Annotated in this window: 19 protein-coding genes; 13 read left to right on the top strand and 6 right to left on the bottom strand. The window is 52.4% G+C overall.

Annotated features, from left to right (window positions below):
- Window positions 1-90: 90 nt before the first annotated feature.
- The 4 genes from phnC (at window position 91) to phnE (BJJ97_RS10025) (ending at window position 3,819) form a co-directional block, all read left to right on the top strand.
- Complete coding sequence (gene phnC / locus BJJ97_RS10010; RefSeq protein WP_095993850.1) at window positions 91-918, top strand: phosphonate ABC transporter ATP-binding protein; 828 nt, start codon at window positions 91-93, stop codon at window positions 916-918.
- A gap of 84 nt (window positions 919-1,002) precedes the next feature.
- Window positions 1,003-1,935: a phosphonate ABC transporter substrate-binding protein gene (gene phnD, locus BJJ97_RS10015; protein ID WP_095993851.1), complete on the top strand. Its 933-nt coding sequence runs from the start codon at window positions 1,003-1,005 to the stop codon at window positions 1,933-1,935.
- Window positions 1,936-2,060: 125 nt separating this feature from the next.
- A complete protein-coding gene (gene phnE / locus BJJ97_RS10020; RefSeq protein ID WP_095993852.1) occupies window positions 2,061-2,921 on the top strand; it encodes a phosphonate ABC transporter, permease protein PhnE in 861 nt (286 codons plus the stop codon).
- A 1-nt stretch (window position 2,922) separates the two neighbouring features.
- The gene (gene phnE, locus BJJ97_RS10025; RefSeq protein ID WP_095993853.1) at window positions 2,923-3,819 is read left to right on the top strand and encodes a phosphonate ABC transporter, permease protein PhnE; all 897 of its coding nucleotides are present in this window, start codon (window positions 2,923-2,925) and stop codon (window positions 3,817-3,819) included.
- A 406-nt stretch (window positions 3,820-4,225) separates the two neighbouring features.
- Here the strand turns inward: phnE (BJJ97_RS10025) and BJJ97_RS10030 are convergent, their stop codons facing one another.
- The 4 genes from BJJ97_RS10030 to mutH all read right to left on the bottom strand — a co-directional run bounded on the left by BJJ97_RS10030 (window position 4,226) and on the right by mutH (window position 7,515).
- Window positions 4,226-5,287: an NADP(H)-dependent aldo-keto reductase gene (locus tag BJJ97_RS10030; RefSeq protein ID WP_095993854.1), complete on the bottom strand. Its 1,062-nt coding sequence runs from the start codon at window positions 5,285-5,287 to the stop codon at window positions 4,226-4,228.
- A gap of 207 nt (window positions 5,288-5,494) precedes the next feature.
- Entirely contained in the window at window positions 5,495-5,713 is a 219-nt protein-coding gene (locus tag BJJ97_RS10040) for a YgdI/YgdR family lipoprotein (RefSeq protein WP_174872011.1), read from the bottom strand.
- Window positions 5,714-5,887: 174 nt separating this feature from the next.
- Complete coding sequence (locus tag BJJ97_RS10045) at window positions 5,888-6,604, bottom strand: TerC family protein (protein WP_095993855.1); 717 nt, start codon at window positions 6,602-6,604, stop codon at window positions 5,888-5,890.
- 215 nt (window positions 6,605-6,819) lie between these two features.
- Entirely contained in the window at window positions 6,820-7,515 is a 696-nt protein-coding gene (gene mutH, locus BJJ97_RS10050; protein WP_010282867.1) for a DNA mismatch repair endonuclease MutH, read from the bottom strand.
- A 764-nt stretch (window positions 7,516-8,279) separates the two neighbouring features.
- Between mutH and rppH the strand changes: the two genes are divergently transcribed.
- From rppH to thyA, 4 genes are all read left to right on the top strand, one after another.
- Window positions 8,280-8,744 (top strand): RNA pyrophosphohydrolase, encoded by a 465-nt coding sequence (gene rppH / locus BJJ97_RS10055; protein ID WP_337248129.1) that lies wholly within the window; start codon window positions 8,280-8,282, stop codon window positions 8,742-8,744.
- Window positions 8,745-8,756: 12 nt separating this feature from the next.
- Window positions 8,757-11,003 (top strand): phosphoenolpyruvate--protein phosphotransferase, encoded by a 2,247-nt coding sequence (gene ptsP / locus BJJ97_RS10060; protein ID WP_095993856.1) that lies wholly within the window; start codon window positions 8,757-8,759, stop codon window positions 11,001-11,003.
- Window positions 11,004-11,229: 226 nt separating this feature from the next.
- On the top strand, window positions 11,230-12,096 hold the full coding sequence (lgt, locus tag BJJ97_RS10065) for a prolipoprotein diacylglyceryl transferase (protein WP_095995351.1): 867 nt from the start codon (window positions 11,230-11,232) through the stop codon (window positions 12,094-12,096).
- Between the two features lie 36 nt (window positions 12,097-12,132).
- Window positions 12,133-12,927 (top strand): thymidylate synthase, encoded by a 795-nt coding sequence (gene thyA, locus BJJ97_RS10070; protein ID WP_095701828.1) that lies wholly within the window; start codon window positions 12,133-12,135, stop codon window positions 12,925-12,927.
- 44 nt (window positions 12,928-12,971) lie between these two features.
- Here thyA and BJJ97_RS10075 read toward each other — a convergent pair whose 3' ends face one another.
- Window positions 12,972-13,208, bottom strand: a complete 237-nt coding sequence (locus BJJ97_RS10075) for a hypothetical protein (protein ID WP_095993857.1) — start codon at window positions 13,206-13,208, stop codon at window positions 12,972-12,974.
- A 21-nt stretch (window positions 13,209-13,229) separates the two neighbouring features.
- Complete coding sequence (locus tag BJJ97_RS10080) at window positions 13,230-13,784, bottom strand: hypothetical protein (protein ID WP_193438359.1); 555 nt, start codon at window positions 13,782-13,784, stop codon at window positions 13,230-13,232.
- Window positions 13,785-14,006: 222 nt separating this feature from the next.
- Between BJJ97_RS10080 and BJJ97_RS10085 the strand changes: the two genes are divergently transcribed.
- From BJJ97_RS10085 to recC, 5 genes are read left to right on the top strand one after another with little or no spacing between them, the layout of a single operon-like run.
- Complete coding sequence (locus tag BJJ97_RS10085) at window positions 14,007-14,510, top strand: prepilin peptidase-dependent protein (RefSeq protein WP_095993858.1); 504 nt, start codon at window positions 14,007-14,009, stop codon at window positions 14,508-14,510.
- Window positions 14,504-15,130 carry a prepilin peptidase-dependent protein gene (locus tag BJJ97_RS10090; protein WP_095993859.1) on the top strand — a complete coding sequence of 209 codons (627 nt, stop codon included), beginning with the start codon at window positions 14,504-14,506 and terminating at the stop codon, window positions 15,128-15,130. The genes BJJ97_RS10085 and BJJ97_RS10090 overlap by 7 nt, the downstream gene beginning before the upstream one ends.
- Window positions 15,127-15,582: a YgdB family protein gene (locus tag BJJ97_RS10095; protein WP_227003587.1), complete on the top strand. Its 456-nt coding sequence runs from the start codon at window positions 15,127-15,129 to the stop codon at window positions 15,580-15,582. Before BJJ97_RS10090 ends, BJJ97_RS10095 begins: the two co-directional genes overlap by 4 nt.
- On the top strand, window positions 15,569-15,964 hold the full coding sequence (locus BJJ97_RS10100; RefSeq protein ID WP_095993861.1) for a prepilin-type N-terminal cleavage/methylation domain-containing protein: 396 nt from the start codon (window positions 15,569-15,571) through the stop codon (window positions 15,962-15,964). The genes BJJ97_RS10095 and BJJ97_RS10100 overlap by 14 nt, the downstream gene beginning before the upstream one ends.
- Before the next feature lie 57 nt (window positions 15,965-16,021).
- Window positions 16,022-19,420: an exodeoxyribonuclease V subunit gamma gene (gene recC, locus BJJ97_RS10105; protein WP_095993862.1), complete on the top strand. Its 3,399-nt coding sequence runs from the start codon at window positions 16,022-16,024 to the stop codon at window positions 19,418-19,420.
- Window positions 19,421-19,434 lie beyond the last annotated feature (14 nt).

Genomic DNA, 19,434 nt, shown 5'->3' on the forward strand with positions numbered 1-19,434 from the left:
ATTGGTCATTATTTAATCATTTTCTATTCATTAAACCATCACGCCATCTGTTCTTAATGAGGGGGCTACCTCACCACAGTGGATATCAAGATGGCACAGGCACAATTGAAATCTGGCCTCGAATTCAAAACGCAGTTGCAGCCCGTTCAGCCGCAAAAGGTGCTGTCCGTTCGCGGCGTAGGGAAAGCGTGGTCTCCACAACATCGGGTGCTAGACGACGTTAACTTCGATCTGCACACGGGAGAATTCGTTGCCGTCATTGGCCGTTCTGGCGCGGGAAAATCGACGCTGCTGCATCTGTTAAACGGCACGATTTCAGCCTCTGGCGGTGAAATCATCAATTACAGCGGTGAGCAGCCACAGGATATTATCAAGCTAAGCTCGCGCCAGATACGCCAATGGCGCGCTCATTGCGGCATGATTTTTCAGGATTTCTGTCTGGTGCCGCGGCTGGATGTCCTCACTAACGTCTTGCTGGGCCGCCTTAGCCAAACCTCCACGCTCAAGTCACTCTTTCGTGTGTTTTCCGACGAAGACCGCGCTCGCGCCATCGAGTTGTTGCAATGGTTAAACATGCTGCCACAGGCGTTACAACGCGCGGAAAACCTCTCAGGCGGCCAGATGCAGCGTGTCGCTATCTGTCGGGCTCTCATGCAGCAGCCCAGAATTTTGCTGGCCGATGAACCGGTCGCGTCGCTCGATCCCAAAAATACCCGCCGCATCATGGATGTCTTGCGGGAAGTGAGTCAGCAGGGAATTAGCGTGATGGTTAACCTGCACTCGGTGGATCTGGTGAAGCATTACTGCACGCGGGTTATCGGGATCGCCCAAGGGCGCATTGTTTTTGACGGGCATCCAACGCAATTGGATGAGCCGCTGCTTCATACGCTGTATGGCGATGAACTGAACGCACATTAATGCGATGTGTATTTAAGACGTATGTGCATTTAAGACAATGTGCGTTTAACACGATGGCCTTTGACACGAGAACAGGTGATAACAATGAGAAAGATCTTTGGTTTGGCGATGATGTTGACCAGCTCACTAACCGTCTTCAGTGCGGCGGCGGCGGGGATGCCCAAGGAGCTGAATTTGGGTATTTTGGGCGGACAAAATGCGACACAGCAGATCGGTGATAACCAGTGCGTCAAACAGTTCCTTGATAAAGAGCTGGGGGTTGAGACTCGGTTGCGTAACGCTTCGGATTACTCCGGCGTCATTCAGGGGTTGCTGGGGGGAAAAGTCGATCTGGTTCTGAGCATGTCGCCGTCGTCTTTTGCCTCCGTTTATCTGAAAGATCCTAACGCGGTAGATATTGTTGGTATCGCCGTTGACGATAAGGATCAGTCACGCGGCTACCACTCTGTCGTGGTGGTCAAGGCCGACAGTCCATACAAAAAGCTGGAAGACCTGAAAGGGAAATCTTTTGGCTTTGCCGATCCCGATTCCACCTCAGGCTTTCTGGTGCCCAATCAGATATTCAAACAAAAATTTGGCGGGAATAACGATAACAAATACAACAATTTCTTTTCCAGCGTGACGTTTTCTGGCGGCCATGAGCAGGACATCCTGGGCGTATTGAACGGCCAATTTGATGGTGCTGTTGCCTGGACATCAATGGTCGGTGATTACAACACGGGCTATACTTCCGGCGCTTTTACTCGCCTGATCCGCATGGAACACCCGAATCTGATGCAGCAGATCCGAATTATCTGGCAATCCCCGATCATCCCTAACGGCCCGATTCTGGTCAGCAATAAGCTACCTGCTGATTTCAAGCAGAGGGTCATTACTGCGGTGATGAAGCTGGATAAAGAACAGCATGAATGCTTTACCAAGGCGATGGGCGGGACTCAGCATATCGGCCCGGCAAGCCTGAATGATTACCAACACATCATCGATATGAAACGCGAACTGACGCAGGGCAATCGCTGATCGAGAGCAGGCGCTCGCCATTCCCTCAACGCCTGTTCGGACATGACATCGAACGGGCGTTACCGTTGGCAGTCCGCGAAGCAAGGTCAGGGCATACGGTATCGCTCGGTAAACAGGACACTGCGTTGAATAATGACTTTGAGCAATATTATCAACAGATTAAAGGGCGACAGAAGCGTGAAGCGCTACTGTGGTCTTTACTGCTAGCCTGCCTGTTTCTGGGAGCGGGCAAGGTCGCTGAATTCAGCCCCGCGACCATTTGGTCTTCTCTGCCGAGTTTTTTCAGCTACTTGCGCGATACGCTACCTGTGCTGCACTGGCAGCAGCTTCTGGCGAATGCTCACACCGAAGGCTCTCTGGCTTATTGGGGATATCGGCTGCCGATACAGCTGCCGCTGATCTGGGAAACGCTGCAAATGGCGCTGGCTTCCACGATCGTTGCGGTGGCAGTTGCCACGATGCTGGCATTCTGTGCCGCCGCGAATACGCAAAGTTCGATGCTGCTGCGTGTGACTATTCGCGCGCTGGTGGCGTTTTTACGCACCATGCCGGAGCTGGGTTGGGCGGTCATGTTTGTCATGGCGTTTGGTATTGGCGCCATGCCCGGCTTTATTGCGCTGGCGCTACACACCGTCGGCAGCTTAACCAAACTGTTTTATGAGTCTTTGGAAAGTGCTTCCGATCGGCCAGTACGCGGTCTGGCAAGCTGTGGTGCCAATAAGCTCCAGATTATGCGTTTCGCCTTCTGGCCACAGGTAAAGCCGATTTTTCTCTCCTACAGCTTTATGCGCATGGAGATTAATTTCCGTTCCTCCACCATTCTTGGTCTGGTTGGCGCGGGCGGTATCGGTCAGGAACTGATGACCAACATTAAGCTCGATCGCTACGATCAGGTCAGTATGACGTTATTGCTGATTCTTGTTGTGGTCTCGCTGCTGGATGGTTTATCCGGCTATTTACGCCGCCGCGTAGTAGAAGGACAGTGACATGAGAACCGTAACGTCGCCTGATGTCGAACAATTGAAAAAGCAGCATCCTGACCTGTTTCGCATACAGTCGCGCTATCTACGCCGAGTTATGCTGCTGGCGCTGGTGGTCACGCTGTATTACCTGTTTTTTTTCCAGACCTTTGGCATCAGCTGGCAGCAGTGGGCCAATGGCTCGGCGCAGCTGGGACGCTATTTTTTACGCATGTTTGTCTGGCATGACTTCCTCAACTGGCCCTTTGGTTACTACCTGTCGCAAATTGCCATCACGCTGTCGATCGTGTTTGCGGGAACGGTAACGGCGACCTGTATCGCACTGTTACTCTCCTTCTTTGCGGCGCGTAACATCATGCAGCGCCGCGGATTACGGCCGATTGCGCTGCTGGTGCGGTGCCTGTTGGACATGATGCGCGGTATTGATATGGCGATTTGGGGGCTGATATTCGTGCGAGCCGTCGGGCTGGGGCCGCTGGCAGGGCTGTTGGCTATCGTGATGCAGGATATTGGCCTGCTCGGCAAGCTCTACGCCGAAGGGCACGAAGCCGTCGAACGTTCACCCGGACGAGGCCTGAGCGCATTAGGTGCCACTGCGTTGCAAAAACACCGTTTTGGTATCTTCACGCAGTCGTTCCCCATCATTCTGGCGCTCAGTCTCTACCAGATTGAATCCAATACCCGCTCTGCCGCTGTATTAGGGTTTGTCGGCGCGGGGGGCATCGGGCTGGTTTATGCGGAGAACATGCGCTTATGGAACTGGGATGTGGTGATGTTTATCACCCTGATTTTAGTCGCGATAGTGATGGTTATGGATGGGATATCGTCTTGGTTGCGTAGGCGCTATATCACGGGCAAGGATATTCCGCTGTTTCAGCCCAAAAACAGCGATGCCCATAATTAAGTGTCTGCTCTTCTCCGGTGAAGCCGCCTCTTATACACAGTTAATGTAGGGTGCAAACGGGGTTGGCCGTTATCCGGCGTAAGAAATTATGCAGCGGTGGGCATGACCGCCGAGTGAGCGGCATATATGCCGCGAAAGCTAGTGCCGCGTCGGGAACGCGTCACTGGCGGCTCGTCTAGCGGTCATGAACACCGATGGCATCGCGCAGCGACATAATTTAGCCGGAAAGCCTGGGTTCTCAGGGCGGCGGCGACTGAGCGCCCTGAGTCGGGCGCGTGCTGCGACGTAGCATGAAAATGGCGGTATTGTGGCGCACGAAACAGCCTCCGCATCTGCATAAAAATGTGACTAAGAGGTTGTTTGTGAAGGAGGCGGTTCGGGGCTCCTGTAGCCCCGATTTTGTCGTTTACGGTGCCGGGAACGTGAAGCGGCGGTGGATCGCTTCCAGCTCGTCAAGGATCTCGCTGTCTAGCGTCAGGTTCTGGCTGTCGAGGTTGATTTGCAGCTGTTCCAGTGTCGTCGCGCCCAGCAGCGTACTGGCGACGAACGGCTGCTGGCGCACAAATGCCAATGCCATTTGCGCCGGATCCAGACCGTGCTTTTGTGCCAGCGCGACGTACTCGGCAACCGCTGCCTGAGCCTGCGGGCCGGTATAGCGGGTGAAGCGGCTAAACAACGTGTTGCGTGCGTTAGCAGGTTTCGCGCCGTTCAGGTATTTACCCGTCAGCGTACCGAACGCCAGTGACGAATAGGCGAGAAGTTCTACGCCTTCATGCTGGCTGATTTCCGCTAAGCCGACTTCAAAACTGCGGTTCAGCAGGCTGTAGGGATTCTGAATCGACACGATACGCGGCAGGTCGTGCTTTTCCGCCAGATGCAGATAGCGCATCACGCCCCACGGCGTTTCGTTGGAGACGCCGACATAGCGGATCTTACCGGCACGCACCTGCTCATTCAGCGCTTCCAGGGTTTCCAGCAGCGTTACTACCGATTTGTCGTCAGTATATTGCGGTTTGTCATCCGTATACTGATAGTTCAGCTTGCCAAAGCAGTTGGTCTGGCGCTGTGGCCAATGCAACTGGTAGAGATCGATATAGTCGGTGTTCAGGCGTTGCAGGCTGGCATCCAGCGCGGCACGGATGTTTTTTCTATCCAACGCCTGCTGTGGCCGGATGCTGTGATCGTTTCCACGCACGGGGCCGGAGACTTTACTGGCCACAATCAATTTTTCACGTCCGCCACGGGATTTCAGCCAGGAACCGATATAGCTCTCGGTTAGCCCCTGTGTTTCCGGGCGCGGAGGAACGGCGTACATTTCTGCTGTGTCAATCAGGTTAACACCTGCGGCAATGGCGTGATCTAACTGGGCATGAGCGTCTGCTTCGCTGTTCTGTTCGCCAAAGGTCATCGTACCAAGACCCAGTACGCTCACTTCTAAAGAACTATGGGGAATACGGTGATATTGCATTGCCAGCTTCCTTATGTCTGAAAATAGCAGGCGCATTTCCCGTCATTCCCGCATGATTTGCTGCGATTCCAATGAGTTTGGGAAAACACACCTGAATTCGACTATAAACGAAGCCGTGGCGAGTGGGGAAGTCTCTTCTGTTGCTCTTCAGCAGGATTTTGCCGAAGAGCGTCGTTCGATGGGGGATATATCGGGTTAACGTTGCCGCTAGCGCTGCACTATCTGGGAGACTTGATCGCGGTTGATTTGTTTCTGATTACCTTGCTCATCGGTATAGCTAAGCAGCCCGGTATCTTTATCCAGTACGGGTTTTCCCTGCGTCAGGAGCATTTGCCCCTCTTTTGTCGCCATCACGTAGTCACTGGAACAGCCTGCCAGAGTGAATAATAACGCCAGTGTGATTGCCATTTTCATCCGTACTTTCATCATATTAACCTGTTCATAAATGCCAAAGCTTAGGGTGAGTCTAGCAAATGGTTGCGGGGGATAACGTAGGAATAATGGAAAAAATGTGTTTGGAGAGAATTAATGTTGTGTAATCAGGCGGCTGGTCGCCGCCTGATTAGGACGCCTTTATCGTGAGCGCTCGCTATGCGGCAATCAGTGCGTCGTTTTTTCTTTTTTACTGCGCAGCAGGTTCAATGCTTCGACGGACATCGAGAAGAACATGGCGAAGTAGATGTAGCCTTTCGGTACGTGAACATCGAAGCTTTCCAGAATCAGGGTGAACCCGATCAGGATCAGGAACGACAAGGCCAGCATTTTGACGGACGGATGGCGTTCGACAAACTCGCCGATAGGGCGCGCAGAGAACATCATCACGAGAACGGAGATGATGACCGCTGCCATCATAATAAACAGATGGTCAGACAGGCCGATGGCGGTGATAACCGAGTCCAGGCTGAAGATAATATCTAACAACATGATCTGCACAATCGCGCCAAAGAAAGAGTACACCTTGGAAGTCTGTTCTGCTGAACCGCCTTCGACGGTTTCGTGAATTTCCATACTCGACTTCCAGATCAGGAAGAGTCCCCCGAAGAGCAGGATCAGGTCACGAGTGGAAATTTCATTGCCTGCGATGGTAAACAGCGGGTCGGTCAGACGCATGACCCAGGCAATAGAAGCAAGCAGTCCCAAACGCATTAACATCGCACCCATCAGCCCGATGCGGCGAGCTTTGTTTTGCTGGGCTTTAGGCAGTTTGGCGACAACCAGAGACAGGAAAATAATGTTATCGATCCCAAGAACGATTTCCAGAATAGTCAGCGTTCCCAGCGCTAACCATGCGTTCGGATCAACAATCCAATCAAACATTATTTCAATACACCTTAAACGAAACGTAAACGATATTATACTCTGCCAGCTTAGTGTGTAGGCAAGCGAAAGTGTGATGTCGTAGAGATATACGCGTCATACTTCAAGTTGCATGTGCGTTGGCTGCGTAATCGAGTGCGGCGTATAAGGCTCGTGTACGATGAAGCGGAGCGCTGATGAAGCATCGTGCTAATAGAACATCGCGCTGATGAAATTCAGCTGCTGAGCTGCATAAAGTGGCGGGCCAGTAGCGGCGCGGTAAAGGTTTTTTTCAGGTAGAACCCGCGTGGCAAGGTCAGAATCGGTTGACCAAATTCGCCAATTGCCTCGGTTAATGCCCGACTATTTGCCGCTTTGGGGCGTAACTGTAGCACTTCGCCATGTCGGGCGGTGATGCTTTCTACCCGGCCAAGCACGATCAGGTCCATCAACTCTTCCCAATCGCAGCGCAGCTGTTCCTCTTCTTCTTCATTGGGGCTCCAGATCAGCGGGGTGCCAATACGGCGTTCCCCCAGCGGAATGTGCCGCGAGCCTTCCACCGGAATCCACAGTACCCGCGCGAGCTTGTGTCGTACGTGGCTGCTTTCCCACGTCACGCCGCTATTGCCTGTTAACGGCGCGACGCAGACGAACGTGGTTTCCAGTGGTTTGCCTTGTTCATCAATGGGGATAGTTTTTAGCTCAACGCCGATGTCGGGGAAATCCTGCTCGGGCTTACTGCCTGCGCTTGCACCCAGAAAACGCTCCAGCAAGATACCAATCCAGCCTTTATCACGTTTCAGGTTGGCAGGAAGGGGTAGGCGAGCGATGTCCGCTAACTCCGCGAGATTATAACCCGCGAGGGATTGCGCGCGTTCCAGCAACGTGTGCTCACTTGGCGGCGCAGTCGTGTGAACCGTGGGTGAATTCATAGCGTATAGCCCGATATTTTTCCGCTCAAAAAAAATACAATAGATAGAGAATACCAACGCACAGCCTGCAAGACTGTGGAGAAAAACAATAATAGCATGATTCGTAGTGCTTTTTTTTAGTGTGATGGCGATCACTTAACACCGTTTTGCAAACTGTGCACGTATAGCCACCGACAATAAACAGGATCTTACACTAGGTTATCCACAGATTTCTTGGATAACCCACATAAACATGAATTACTGGTTCGATTTACAGCCTTGACTCCCGACCTTTTTGCTGTTTTTGCCTATTTATTGCCTGACTTTGAGGTATTCCCTGTGGATAAAATCGGCATAGTGCGATCTTTCGCCAATCTTGCGTTGTATGCCATTTGAACAAAAAATAAGGGGTCGCCATTTCAAGTAAAATGGTTTGTAATTTTATGAATAAAAAGCACTATTTTTTAATTCGCATTAATATTTTTTCTTCATTAAAAATGAGTTTTACTCACTTCTTCATGGGTTCTGCACAAAGATGTCCACAGAAAAAGTGAATAAATTGCCGATTCCGGTCTTCACATGTTTATAACTTTGATCTTATCTGTGGGTTATCTTACTTTTATTCGTATCACATGCTTTCTAAGCAGTGGTTTACCACCTGACGGGAGTGTGAAACAATCAGGTCATCTTTGCATTGATGTTTATCGAGGTAGTCCGGTGATCGATGATGATGGCTACCGCCCAAACGTTGGTATTGTAATTTGTAATCGGCAGGGGCAGGTGATGTGGGCCCGGCGCTATGGTCAGCACTCCTGGCAGTTTCCGCAGGGGGGATTAACCCCGGTGAAAGTGCTGAGCAGGCGATGTACCGCGAACTGTTTGAAGAAGTCGGGTTAAGAAAAAAGGATGTGCGCGTCTTGGCATCTACCCGTAACTGGTTACGCTATAAATTACCAAAGCGTTTGGTGCGTTGGGATACAAAACCGGTCTGTATCGGCCAAAAGCAGAAATGGTTTTTGCTACAGTTGATGTGTAATGAGTCGGATATCAATATGCAGAGCAGCGGCACGCCGGAGTTTGATGGCTGGCGCTGGGTGAGTTACTGGTATCCGGTACGTCAGGTCGTCTCTTTTAAGCGAGATGTGTATCGTCGCGTGATGAAGGAATTTATCAATCCGGTGATACTGCTTCAGGAGAGTGTTGCGGCTCGGGTGGTTACGCCATCCGGTCCTCGGCGAAAAAGAGGGTAATTCAGGCACATTATGCTCACGCGCTTGCGAGAAATTGTCGAAAACGTTGCGGCAACGGCCCGCCTTAGTGATGCGCTGGACATTCTGGTCAATGAGACCTGTCAGGCTATGGACACGGAAGTCTGTTCCATTTATCTGGCCGATCACGATCGTCAATGTTATTACCTGATGGCAACGCGCGGGTTGAAAAAGCCGCGCGGGCGCACGGTTACGCTGGCGTTTGGGCAAGGTATTGTCGGGCTGGTCGGGCAACGTGCTGAGCCCATCAATCTGGCTGATGCTCGTGCGCATCCCAGCTTTAAATATATCCCCGCTGTGAAAGAGCAACATTTCCGCTCTTTTCTTGGCGTTCCCATTATCTACCGTCGCCACCTGCTTGGCGTATTGGTGGTGCAGCAGCGTGAACATCGTCAGTTTGATAAAAACGAAGAATCGTTCATGGTGACGCTGGCCACGCAGATGGCCGCTATTCTTTCCCTTTCACAGATAAAAACGCTCTTCGGTCAATACCGTCAGACGCGCGTTAAGGCGCTGGTAGCTGCACCCGGTGTGGCGATTGCCCCCGGCTGGCAGGATTGTACCCAGCCTTCTCTGGAACAGGTTTTCCCCGCATCGAGTCTGGATAGCGAGCGTGAGCGCTCCCGTTTAACGCAGGCGTTGGAAGAGGCCACGGCGGAATTCCGCCGCTTCAGCAAGCGGTTTAGCGCCAGCGCGCAGAAAGAGAGTGCGGCGATTTTCGATTTGTACTCGCACTTGCTGAATGATGCGCGGCTCAAGCGTGAACTCTTTCAGGAAGTGGATGCGGGTAATGCCGCCGAGTGGGCCGTAAAGCTGGTGATCGAGCGCTTTGCCGCGCAGTTTACCAATTTGCAGGATACTTATTTACGCGAGCGTGCGGGCGATCTGCGCGCATTGGGGCAACGGCTGCTGTTCCACCTCGACGATAACGCGCAAATCATGGGGCAATGGCCTGAGCGCTTTATCCTCGTGGCGGATGAATTAACGGCCACACTGCTTGCAGAGTTGCCGCCGGAGCGTCTAGCGGGTGTTGTTGTGTATGACGGTGCCGCGAATTCGCATGCGGCGATTCTCGTCCGTGCGATGGGCATTCCGACGCTGGTGGGCGCGGACATTCAGCCCGACCTGCTGCATCAGCGCCTGCTGATCATCGACGGTTATCGCGGCGAGCTGCTGGTCGATCCTGAACCCGTGCTGGTACAGGAATACCAGCGCCTGCTGACGGAAGAAAATGAGCTGACCCGCCTGGCCGAAGGCGAAATGGAACAGCCTGCCGTACTGAAAAGCGGCGAACGCATTCAGGTCATGCTGAATGCGGGGCTCAGCGCTGAACACGAAAAACGCTTTATCAATCAGGTTGATGGTGTGGGTCTGTACCGCACGGAAATTCCGTTTATGCTGCAAAGTGGATTTCCGTCCGAAGATGAGCAGATGGCGCAATATCAAAGCATGTTGGCGCTTTATCCTACGCGCCCCGTGATGCTGCGCACGCTGGATATTGGCGCGGACAAGCCGCTGCCTTATTTGCCTATTAGCGAAGAAAACCCGTGTCTCGGCTGGCGCGGCATTCGTATTACGCTCGATCAGCCTGAAATCTTTCTGATTCAGGTGCGCGCGATGCTGCGCGCCAACGCGCATATTGGCAATCTTAATATCCTGCTGCCGATGATCAGCAGTCTGGATGAAATCAGTGAAGCGCGTCGCCTGATCGATCAGGCTGCGGGCGAGGTAGAAGAATTGTTGGGCTTCCCGCAGCCCAAGCCGCGCATTGGAATCATGATTGAAGTCCCGTCGATGCTGTTCCTGCTCTCTCATCTGGCTTCCCGCATCGATTTTGTTTCGGTTGGTACGAACGATCTGACGCAGTATCTGCTGGCGGTAGATCGTAACAATGCTCACGTGGCATCGCTCTATGACAGTCTGCACCCTTCTATGTTACAGGCGCTGAATATGATTGCTGTTGAATGCGAACGGCATAACATTCCGCTTTCCGTGTGCGGTGAAATGGCGGGAGAAGCACTTGGTGCGCTATTGCTGACGGGGTTGGGCTATCGCTCGTTCAGTATGAACGGGCGCAGCGTTGCGCGAATTAAATATCTGCTGCGCCAAATTACGCTGGCTGAATCGCAGGCGCTGGTGAAGCAATTGCTCGGTGCGCAGAGCGCAACGGAAGTCCGACAGTGGGCGGCGATTTTCATGGAAGATCGCGGATTGGGCGGCTTGATTCGCGGCGGACGCTAATCCGTCGCGGTGCGATATCGACGGACACATCAAGATTTAATTGCGAGTAAATGTTTAACAACGACTCAATGTTTTACAGAACTTTTCCCCTCCGCGATCAACGAGCGTGGGTGCGTATGCTATGATTCGCCACCGCGGTTCGCAGGAACGGATTCATTCTCCTGCCTTTTGCCTATCAATGACGATCCCGAAAACAGGGATAACACAATAAAATATGTGGTGAATGATGACGACAAGCTATCTGGCGTTTCCTCAGTTTGATCCCGTGATTTTCTCAATTGGCCCGTTGGCGCTGCACTGGTATGGGCTGATGTATCTGGTGGGGTTTATATTTGCCATGTGGCTGGCGGTGCGTCGGGCGAATAAACCGGGTAGCGGCTGGACTAAAGATGAAGTCGAAAACCTGCTGTATATGGGGTTCCTTGGGGTCTTCGTCGGCGGGCGTCTGGGCTATGTCCTGTTTTATGCCTTCCCATCATTTCTTGAAAATCCGCTCTATCTTTTCAAAGTCTGGGATGGCGGCATGTCGTTCCATGGTGGCTTAATGGGCGTCATCTGCGTCATGCTGTGGTTCGCGCATCGCACCAAACGCCATTTCTTCCAGGTTGCTGATTTTATTGCCCCTCTGATTCCTTTCGGGCTTGGTGCTGGCCGACTGGGCAACTTCATCAATGGCGAACTCTGGGGACGTGTGACGACGGATACGCCGTGGGCCATGCTGTTTCCTGGCTCGCGTGGCGAAGATATGGCGCTGGCTGTCAGCAACCCGCAGTGGCAGACGATTTTTAATCAATTAGGTATGCTGCCACGCCATCCTTCCCAGCTGTATCAAATGATGCTGGAAGGTGTGGCGCTATTTATCATTCTGAATCTCTTTATTCGTAAATCTCGGCCGATGGGCAGCGTCTCAGGGCTTTTCCTGATCGGTTATGGCATGTTCCGAATCATTACTGAATTCTTCCGCCAGCCGGATGCGCAACTGGGGCTGTTTGGCGGCTTGTTCAGCATGGGGCAAATCCTGTCGTTGCCGATGGTGATCGCCGGTATTCTGATGATGGTCTGGGCCTATCGCCGTCAGCCTGCACAGCAATAATCCGCCGTCCTTCTTTAATATTTGTGGTGAGGTAGTATGAAACAGTATCTGGATCTGATGAAAAAAGTGCTTGAAGAGGGCACGCCGAAAGCCGACCGTACCGGCACGGGCACGCGTTCTATTTTCGGCCATCAGATGCGTTTCAACTTGCAGGACGGGTTTCCGCTGGTTACCACCAAAAAATGCCACCTGCGTTCGATTATCCATGAACTGCTCTGGTTCCTGAACGGCGATACCAATGTTGCTTATCTGCATGAAAATAAAGTCAGCATTTGGGACGAATGGGCGGATGAGAACGGTGATTTGGGGCCGGTTTACGGTAAACAGTGGCGTTCGTGGGGTGCCGCAGATGGCCGTCAGATCGACCAGTTGAAGAATGTCCTGACCCAGTTGAGACAGGATCCAGATTCTCGCCGTATTATCGTGTCTGCCTGGAACGTGGGTGAGCTGGATAAAATGGCGCTGGCACCGTGCCACGCATTTTTCCAGTTCTACGTGGCGGATGGCAAACTCTCTTGCCAGCTTTATCAACGCTCGTGCGATATCTTCCTCGGCCTGCCGTTCAACATCGCTAGCTATGCACTGTTGGTGCATATGGTGGCGCAGCAGTGCGATCTGGATGTCGGTGATTTCGTCTGGACTGGTGGCGACACGCATCTGTACAACAACCATCTGGAACAGACGAATTTACAGTTGAGCCGTGAACCACGCGCGCTGCCTAAATTGGTGATTAAGCGCCGTCCGGATACGCTGTTCGACTACCGCTTCGAGGACTTTGAAATCGAGGGATACGATCCACATCCCGCCATCAAAGCCCCGGTTGCGATCTAAAGTCTCCCCATGTTTTCGAGGGCCGCGTAATGCGGCCCTTTTTGTTACTTATCTTTGTGCAACGGACCTACCACTTCCTGAATCGATGGTGCTGGGGAATTTCTAACCCCATCTGACGCGATAAGCATGAGAGTAAATAGTTCTTCCTCACTGGTAATTTGCATTTTGCGACCAGCATGAGGTTTCATCTGTCGAGATGACACAGTTACACGGTAATCTGTCGGCTCTTTATTCATAATCACCTCGAAAAATGACGATTTATTAGCCGCATTGTCGCGCATTATTTACTCTTCCTCAATGTGCTATCCCCGATTTGAATACGATATAAACCAGTTTAGTAAATCATCTGCCGAGCGAAAGAGAATAGATTTATCCCCGCTTACATCTAAAAATTGATGACTTTTGATATAATAATCAGCAACTTTTTCATTGACTGGGCTTTGAATATAAACGCCTTCACCTTCCACCCTGATGAGGAAAAATAGGATGATGATTAAACAATAAGTCAGCATTTTCCCATCTAGGATAGATCCCCTTTTTGAAAAATTCTGAAGTAACTCAATGCTTAATATATGGTTTGTCGTGTTGAACGAACAAATACAAGCCCCGTCGGGTTTGGTTATTGGTATGTCAGTATCGATCTTAAAGATAAACCCGAATTCACTATCAGCGTAAAGGCTCATTTTTGCCAAGCGCCAGTCAATATCGAAATCGCTTTCTCTGGCAAGAGCAATGCACCAGTCAACATCATCCTGGTTCATTGGGGAAACTGACATACCAAGGTTAACCGTACTAAAGTAACGATTTGCCACTTCCAGAGCCGAGGTCCCATTTTCTCTCACTGTTGTTGATTTCATTTCGATCTCCTTATCCTGAGTTCGATTCCTCCTTGTCACCGACTTACTCGGGGTGTGACATTACCTCCTTCACCGCGTGCTTTCTCCTGCTATTCCCTCGTTTTCCCTACCTCCCCGCACGTTTTTTCTGTTGTTACATCGTTGCAGTAAAACATTGCGAGCCGACGCGTATAGTGCTGTTAACACGCTGTTTTTGCAGAGAAGACTCACTATCCTGACGCCATGAAAACAGGGAATCGACAACGGCGAGGGTTTACCTTGCTTGAATTATTGGTGGTGCTGACGATTGTGGCGCTGATGGCGGGCGGCGGTTTGCATGGCTGGATTCAGTATCAGCAGGCAATTCGTCTGGAGCAGAGTGCACAGCAACTGCTGGATTTTTTGAGTCGGGTTCAGGCGAATGCCTACTGGCATAACGAAACCCGCACGGCGAAGCTCATACCGCAGGGAGAGCTATGGTGCATGGTGACGGGGCAGAATGAAAAACAGGCAGAGGAGACGTGCCGTGAGAACCATCCGGGACAGTTCGTTCGCCGCACGCAGGATGTTGTGCTGGCAAAGTTCACCAGCAACGTTTTTACGTTCTTTGGCTTGCGCAACGCGGCACAGGCTGGACACATATCACTGTCGAATTCTGCGGGTCAGCTTCGTCTCATCATCTCGGTGAGAGGACGCATGCGTCTGTGCAGCGAGGCGCCGGCTGTTCTGGCGATTCCCCTATGCTGAAACCGATAGCGTTGAGACAGACCGTGTTGAGGCAACCAAGGCTGAGGTGCAAGCAGAGTGGATTCACTCTGCCGGAAATCCTGTTAGCACTGAGCTTAGGTAGCCTGATTATGCTGTCGGCGGCACAGTTGTACCCTCTATTGCGCAGTCAAAGTCAGGACAGCGCACAGCTTTTCCGGCTGGAGCAATTGTTCAGTCAGGTAGCGATGGGGGTTGAGAAAGATATCCGTCGTGCCGGTTTTTGTGCGGGAACCTGTCAGGGAAAGGCAATTAGCATAGGGAAGTATCCGAGCGAGGCGGAAAACAGCTGTCTGAATGTCTCTTACGATCTGAACCGAAATGGGATTTGGGACGGTGGGGAACAGCAGGATGCCGAGTCTTTTGGCTATCGCCTGCGTGGCCGGTCGTTGGAAATCCAGAGCGGGGCGCATAACTGTCAGGGCGACAGGTGGGAGAAACTGTTTGATCCGCAAGAAGTGGTTCTCACAGTGTTCCGGTTACAGCGTCTGTCTGCACAAAATAATACGGCGTTGTATGAATTACAGCTCGCGGGTTATTGGGCCAAACGTCCTGCCATTCGGCAGCATACCACTCGCCTTATTCTTGGTCGCAACCAATGAGAAAAGGACATCAGGAGGGAAGTGGAACGCTGGCTATGGTGCTGCTCATCGCCATTATTGGCCTGCTGTTGATGTCCGGTTTGCAGCGCCAGCTTGATGCTGCCATTCAGATGGGAAACGATGAGCGGCATTATCTGCGCGCATTCAATCAGGCATTGTCCTCGCTGAATTGGGGAAGAGGGCAGCGTTGGGCAACATTGACGGAAAGCTGGCAGTGTCAGCAGTTATCGGCAGAACAGCTCGTAGCGTGCCTGCGTGTGGCCTCGGATGGGGAGCAAGGATTACTGCGTGGCGAAGGGACTCTTCCCGCTTCGGTGCGATCGTTGAGGTTGTACCAGCGTGTGTCATTCTCGGCACAATCGTCGGGCCAGATTGTGATTCAACCATTGGGTAACGGCTGGCTAGATTTTTGTCCTGATAAGGATATGACACGCTGTGATGCAACAGAATAGCGCGCTGAACAAGGGGGTTGCGAGCCATCAATCTGGCTTTAGCCTGCCGGAAACGCTAGTGGCGGTGCTGCTGTTTGCTGTGTCGCTGATGGGGTTACTGCAATATCACCAGATCTTGCAGCAATCATTTCAACACCAGTTGCAGCAGCGTCAGGCCTGGCGGTTGGCGATGCAGCAGTTGGAGGCCTATGAAGCGGGTGTACGGTATAATCCGTCTGATAGTGATAATACCGCGTCTCTTGCGAGTAAAAACTGGCAGTTTAGTGTGTCAGAGCAGCGACTGAATGGAGAATGCCGTCAGGTAACGGCAAGAGTCATGACGCCACGTCGCTATCAGGCTACACTAAACCGTTGGTTTTGCCTGTCATCGCCTGTTGGATAGGCATACTTGGGTAAACTATGAATTATAAATCGTAAGCCGCGGCGAGCAGGAGCCAGAATGTTTAGAATCTATCACTCCAATCAGTTGGATATCTTGAAAAGACTGATGGTTGAGTTGATAAAACGTCAGCCGCTTGCGGATCCCTTCCAGCAGGAAGTGATTTTAGTTCAAAGTCCGGGGATGGCGCAGTGGCTGCAAATTGAACTGGCTGGACACTTCGGGATTGCTGCCAATATTCAATTCCCGCTGCCCGGTGTTTTTTTGTGGAATATGTGTCGCCATGTGCTGCCGGATATTCCAAAAGAAAGCGCCTTCAGCAAGGATGCAATGACGTGGAAGCTCATGCATTTGCTGCCCGATTTGTTGGCACAGCCTGATTTTGCAGCCCTTAACCACTATTTGCAGGATGATGATAACCAGCGCAAGCTGCATCAGCTTGCCGGACGCGTAGCGGATCTTTTCGATCAATACCTGATTTATCGCCCGGAATGGATCAAGGCATGGCAAGAAGGGAAACAGGTTGACGATCTTGGCGGGAACCAGCTGTGGCAGTCGGCGCTGTGGCGTGCGTTGGTGGGCTACACTCGAGAGCTGGCGCAGCCCGAATGGCACCATGCGATTTTGTATCAACGCTTTATTACTGCGTTAGAACAGGCAAAAACGTGCCCGAAAGGCCTGCCGCCACGTGTTTTTATCTGCGGCATTTCGGCGTTACCCCCCATCTATTTACAGGCGTTGAACGCGCTGGCGCGTCATATTGATGTGCACCTGCTATTTACCAATCCCTGCCGCCATTACTGGAGTGACATTCAGGATTATAAATTTCTGGCGAAGCTAAAAGCCCGCAACCGCCGCTTACATCGCTTTGACGGCGAGCAGACTGATGAAACTCGTCCGCTCTTTCGCAATCCCTCGCAGGCAGAAACATTGTTCAACGACGACGGTAAACAGTCGATTAATAACCCGCTGCTGGCATCGTGGGGAAAGCTGGGGCGCGATAACCTTTATCTGCTGGCTGAGTTGGATAACGTGCAGGAGATCGACGCCTTTGTTGAGTCGGATGGCGAAAACCTGTTGCAAACCTTGCAGCGCGATATTCTTGAGCTGGAAGACCACGCAGTGGTGGCTGTTAGCCATGAAACGCAGAACACCAGCATGCAAAAACGCCTGCTGACACTCGACGATCGTTCGATCGATTTCCACGCTTGCCACAGCCCGCAGCGAGAGGTTGAAGTGCTTCACGATCGGCTGCTGGCCATGATGGCCGACGATCCTGAACTGATGCCGCGTGATGTCATTGTGATGATGGCGGATATCGACAGCTATACGCCGTTTATTCAGGCGGTGTTTGGCAACGCGCCAGATAACCGCTACCTGCCTTTTGCCATCTCCGATCAGCGTGCGCGACATGCGCATCCCGCCTTGCAGGCGGTAATCAGCCTGCTGGATTTACCGACGAGCCGTTTTACGGCGGAACAGGTTCTGGCATTGCTTGAAGTGCCTGCGCTGGCTGCGCGTTTCGGTATTCAGGAAGAAGGGCTACGGCGTCTGCGCCTGTGGGTCGTGGAATCAGGTGTGCGCTGGGGATTGGATGACGACAACGTGCGCGATCTGATGCTGCCGCCAACAGGGCAGCATACGTGGCGTTTCGGCCTGACGAGAATGTTGCTGGGCTATGCAATGGACAGCCAGGTCGGCGACTGGCAAGGCGTGCTGCCTTATGATGAATCCAGCGGCCTGATTGCCGAACTGGCCGGTCAACTGGCCGAACTGCTGATGCAGATCCACCATTGGCGTCAGCGCCTGTCTCAGCCGCGCGTGCTTGTCGACTGGCTACCGCTGTGTCGAGAGTTGATCGAAACCTTCTTTGATGCTGACAGTGAGACCGAAGCGGCGTTGGCATTGGTGGAAAAACAGTGGCAGCACGTGATTGGTATGGGCACGATGGCGCATTATCCGCAACAGGTGCCGATCTCCCGGTTACGTGATGAACTGTCGCGGCGTCTCGATCAGGAGCGGCTCAGCCAGCGTTTTCTGGCTGGATCGATCAATTTTTGTACGCTGATGCCGATGCGTTCCATCCCGTTCAAGGTTGTGTGTTTGCTGGGCATGAATGACGGCGTTTATCCTCGAACGCTGCCACCGCTCGGGTTCGATCTGATGGGGCGGAAAATCAAGCGCGGTGACCGTAGTCGACGTGATGATGACCGCTATCTGTTTCTTGAGGCGCTTCTGTCGGCGCAGCACAAACTCTATATCAGCTATATCGGGCGCTCAATTCAGGATAATACGCGTCGCTATCCTTCTGTATTGGTCAGCGAACTGACTGAATATATCGCACAAAGTTACGTCCTGCCGGGCGATGAGGCGCTGGATATCGATAGCAGTGCGGAGCGCGTGGTGAAGCACCTTTGCCGCGAACATAGCCGTATGCCTTTTGATGCGAATAACTTCCTGTCTGCACCGCAGCCGTTGAGCTTTGCGGCAGAGTGGCTAGCGGCGGCGAACCAAAAAGGGGAAGCTCAGCCTGATTTCGATCGCGAAGCGCTGTCCGAAAGAGCGAGTGATAGGGATGTCAGCCTGGACGATCTGAAACGTTTTTATCGTCATCCTGTGCGAGCCTTTTTTCAACTGCGGCTTGGCGTGAGTTTTATGCTGCACAGCGATGAGCTGTTGGATGAAGAGCCCTTTGTGGTTGATAGCCTTAACCGCTATCAATTGAATAGCGAGTTGCTTAATACCTTGATTAATGAAGGCGATACCGAAAAACTGTATCGCCGTGCCAGAGCTGCGGGTGAGTTGCCCTATGGCGCGTTCGGCGAAATTTACTGGCAGGAACAGCAGCAGGAGATGGCGCAGTTGGCTGCGCGTGTGCGTGATGAACTAATGCCGTCGCTGTCGGCGAGTCGGGAAGTGGATATTCTCCTCGACGGTGTGCGTATCAGCGGCTGGCTGAATCAGGTGCAGCCGGATGGTTTGCTGCGCTGGCGTCCCGGCACGCTTTCCATGAAGGATGGCATTACGCTGTGGTTGGAGCATCTGGCCTACTGTGCAACGGGCGGGCAGGGTGAAAGCCGCCTGTATGGGCGGGAAGATACGGCGTGGCGCTTTGCTGCCTTGTCGGAAGCGCAGGCCAGAGAGCATCTGTCTGTCATGCTGGATGGCTATCGTCAGGGAATGAACAAGCCGCTGTTATTGCTCAATAAAGCGGGGAGCGCCTGGCTGGCTGAATGTTACGATCGTGAAAGCGATAGCCTGCGGTCGGATGAGGAAGCGCAGAACAAAGCGCGCGCCCGTTTACTGCAAGCCTGGCAGGGCAATATGGGAATGCGGGGTGAAGGTGAGGATTATTACCTGCAACGCATTATTCGTGAGTTGGACGAAAAGCGAATGAATGAGGTGATTGAAGCGGCGCAAATCTGGCTACTGCCACCGTTCCGCTCTAATCTGGCGTGATGAGTTTGTTTTGG

The sequence above is a fragment of the Pectobacterium polaris genome, from assembly GCF_002307355.1.
GTDB classification, from domain to species: domain Bacteria; phylum Pseudomonadota; class Gammaproteobacteria; order Enterobacterales; family Enterobacteriaceae; genus Pectobacterium; species Pectobacterium polare.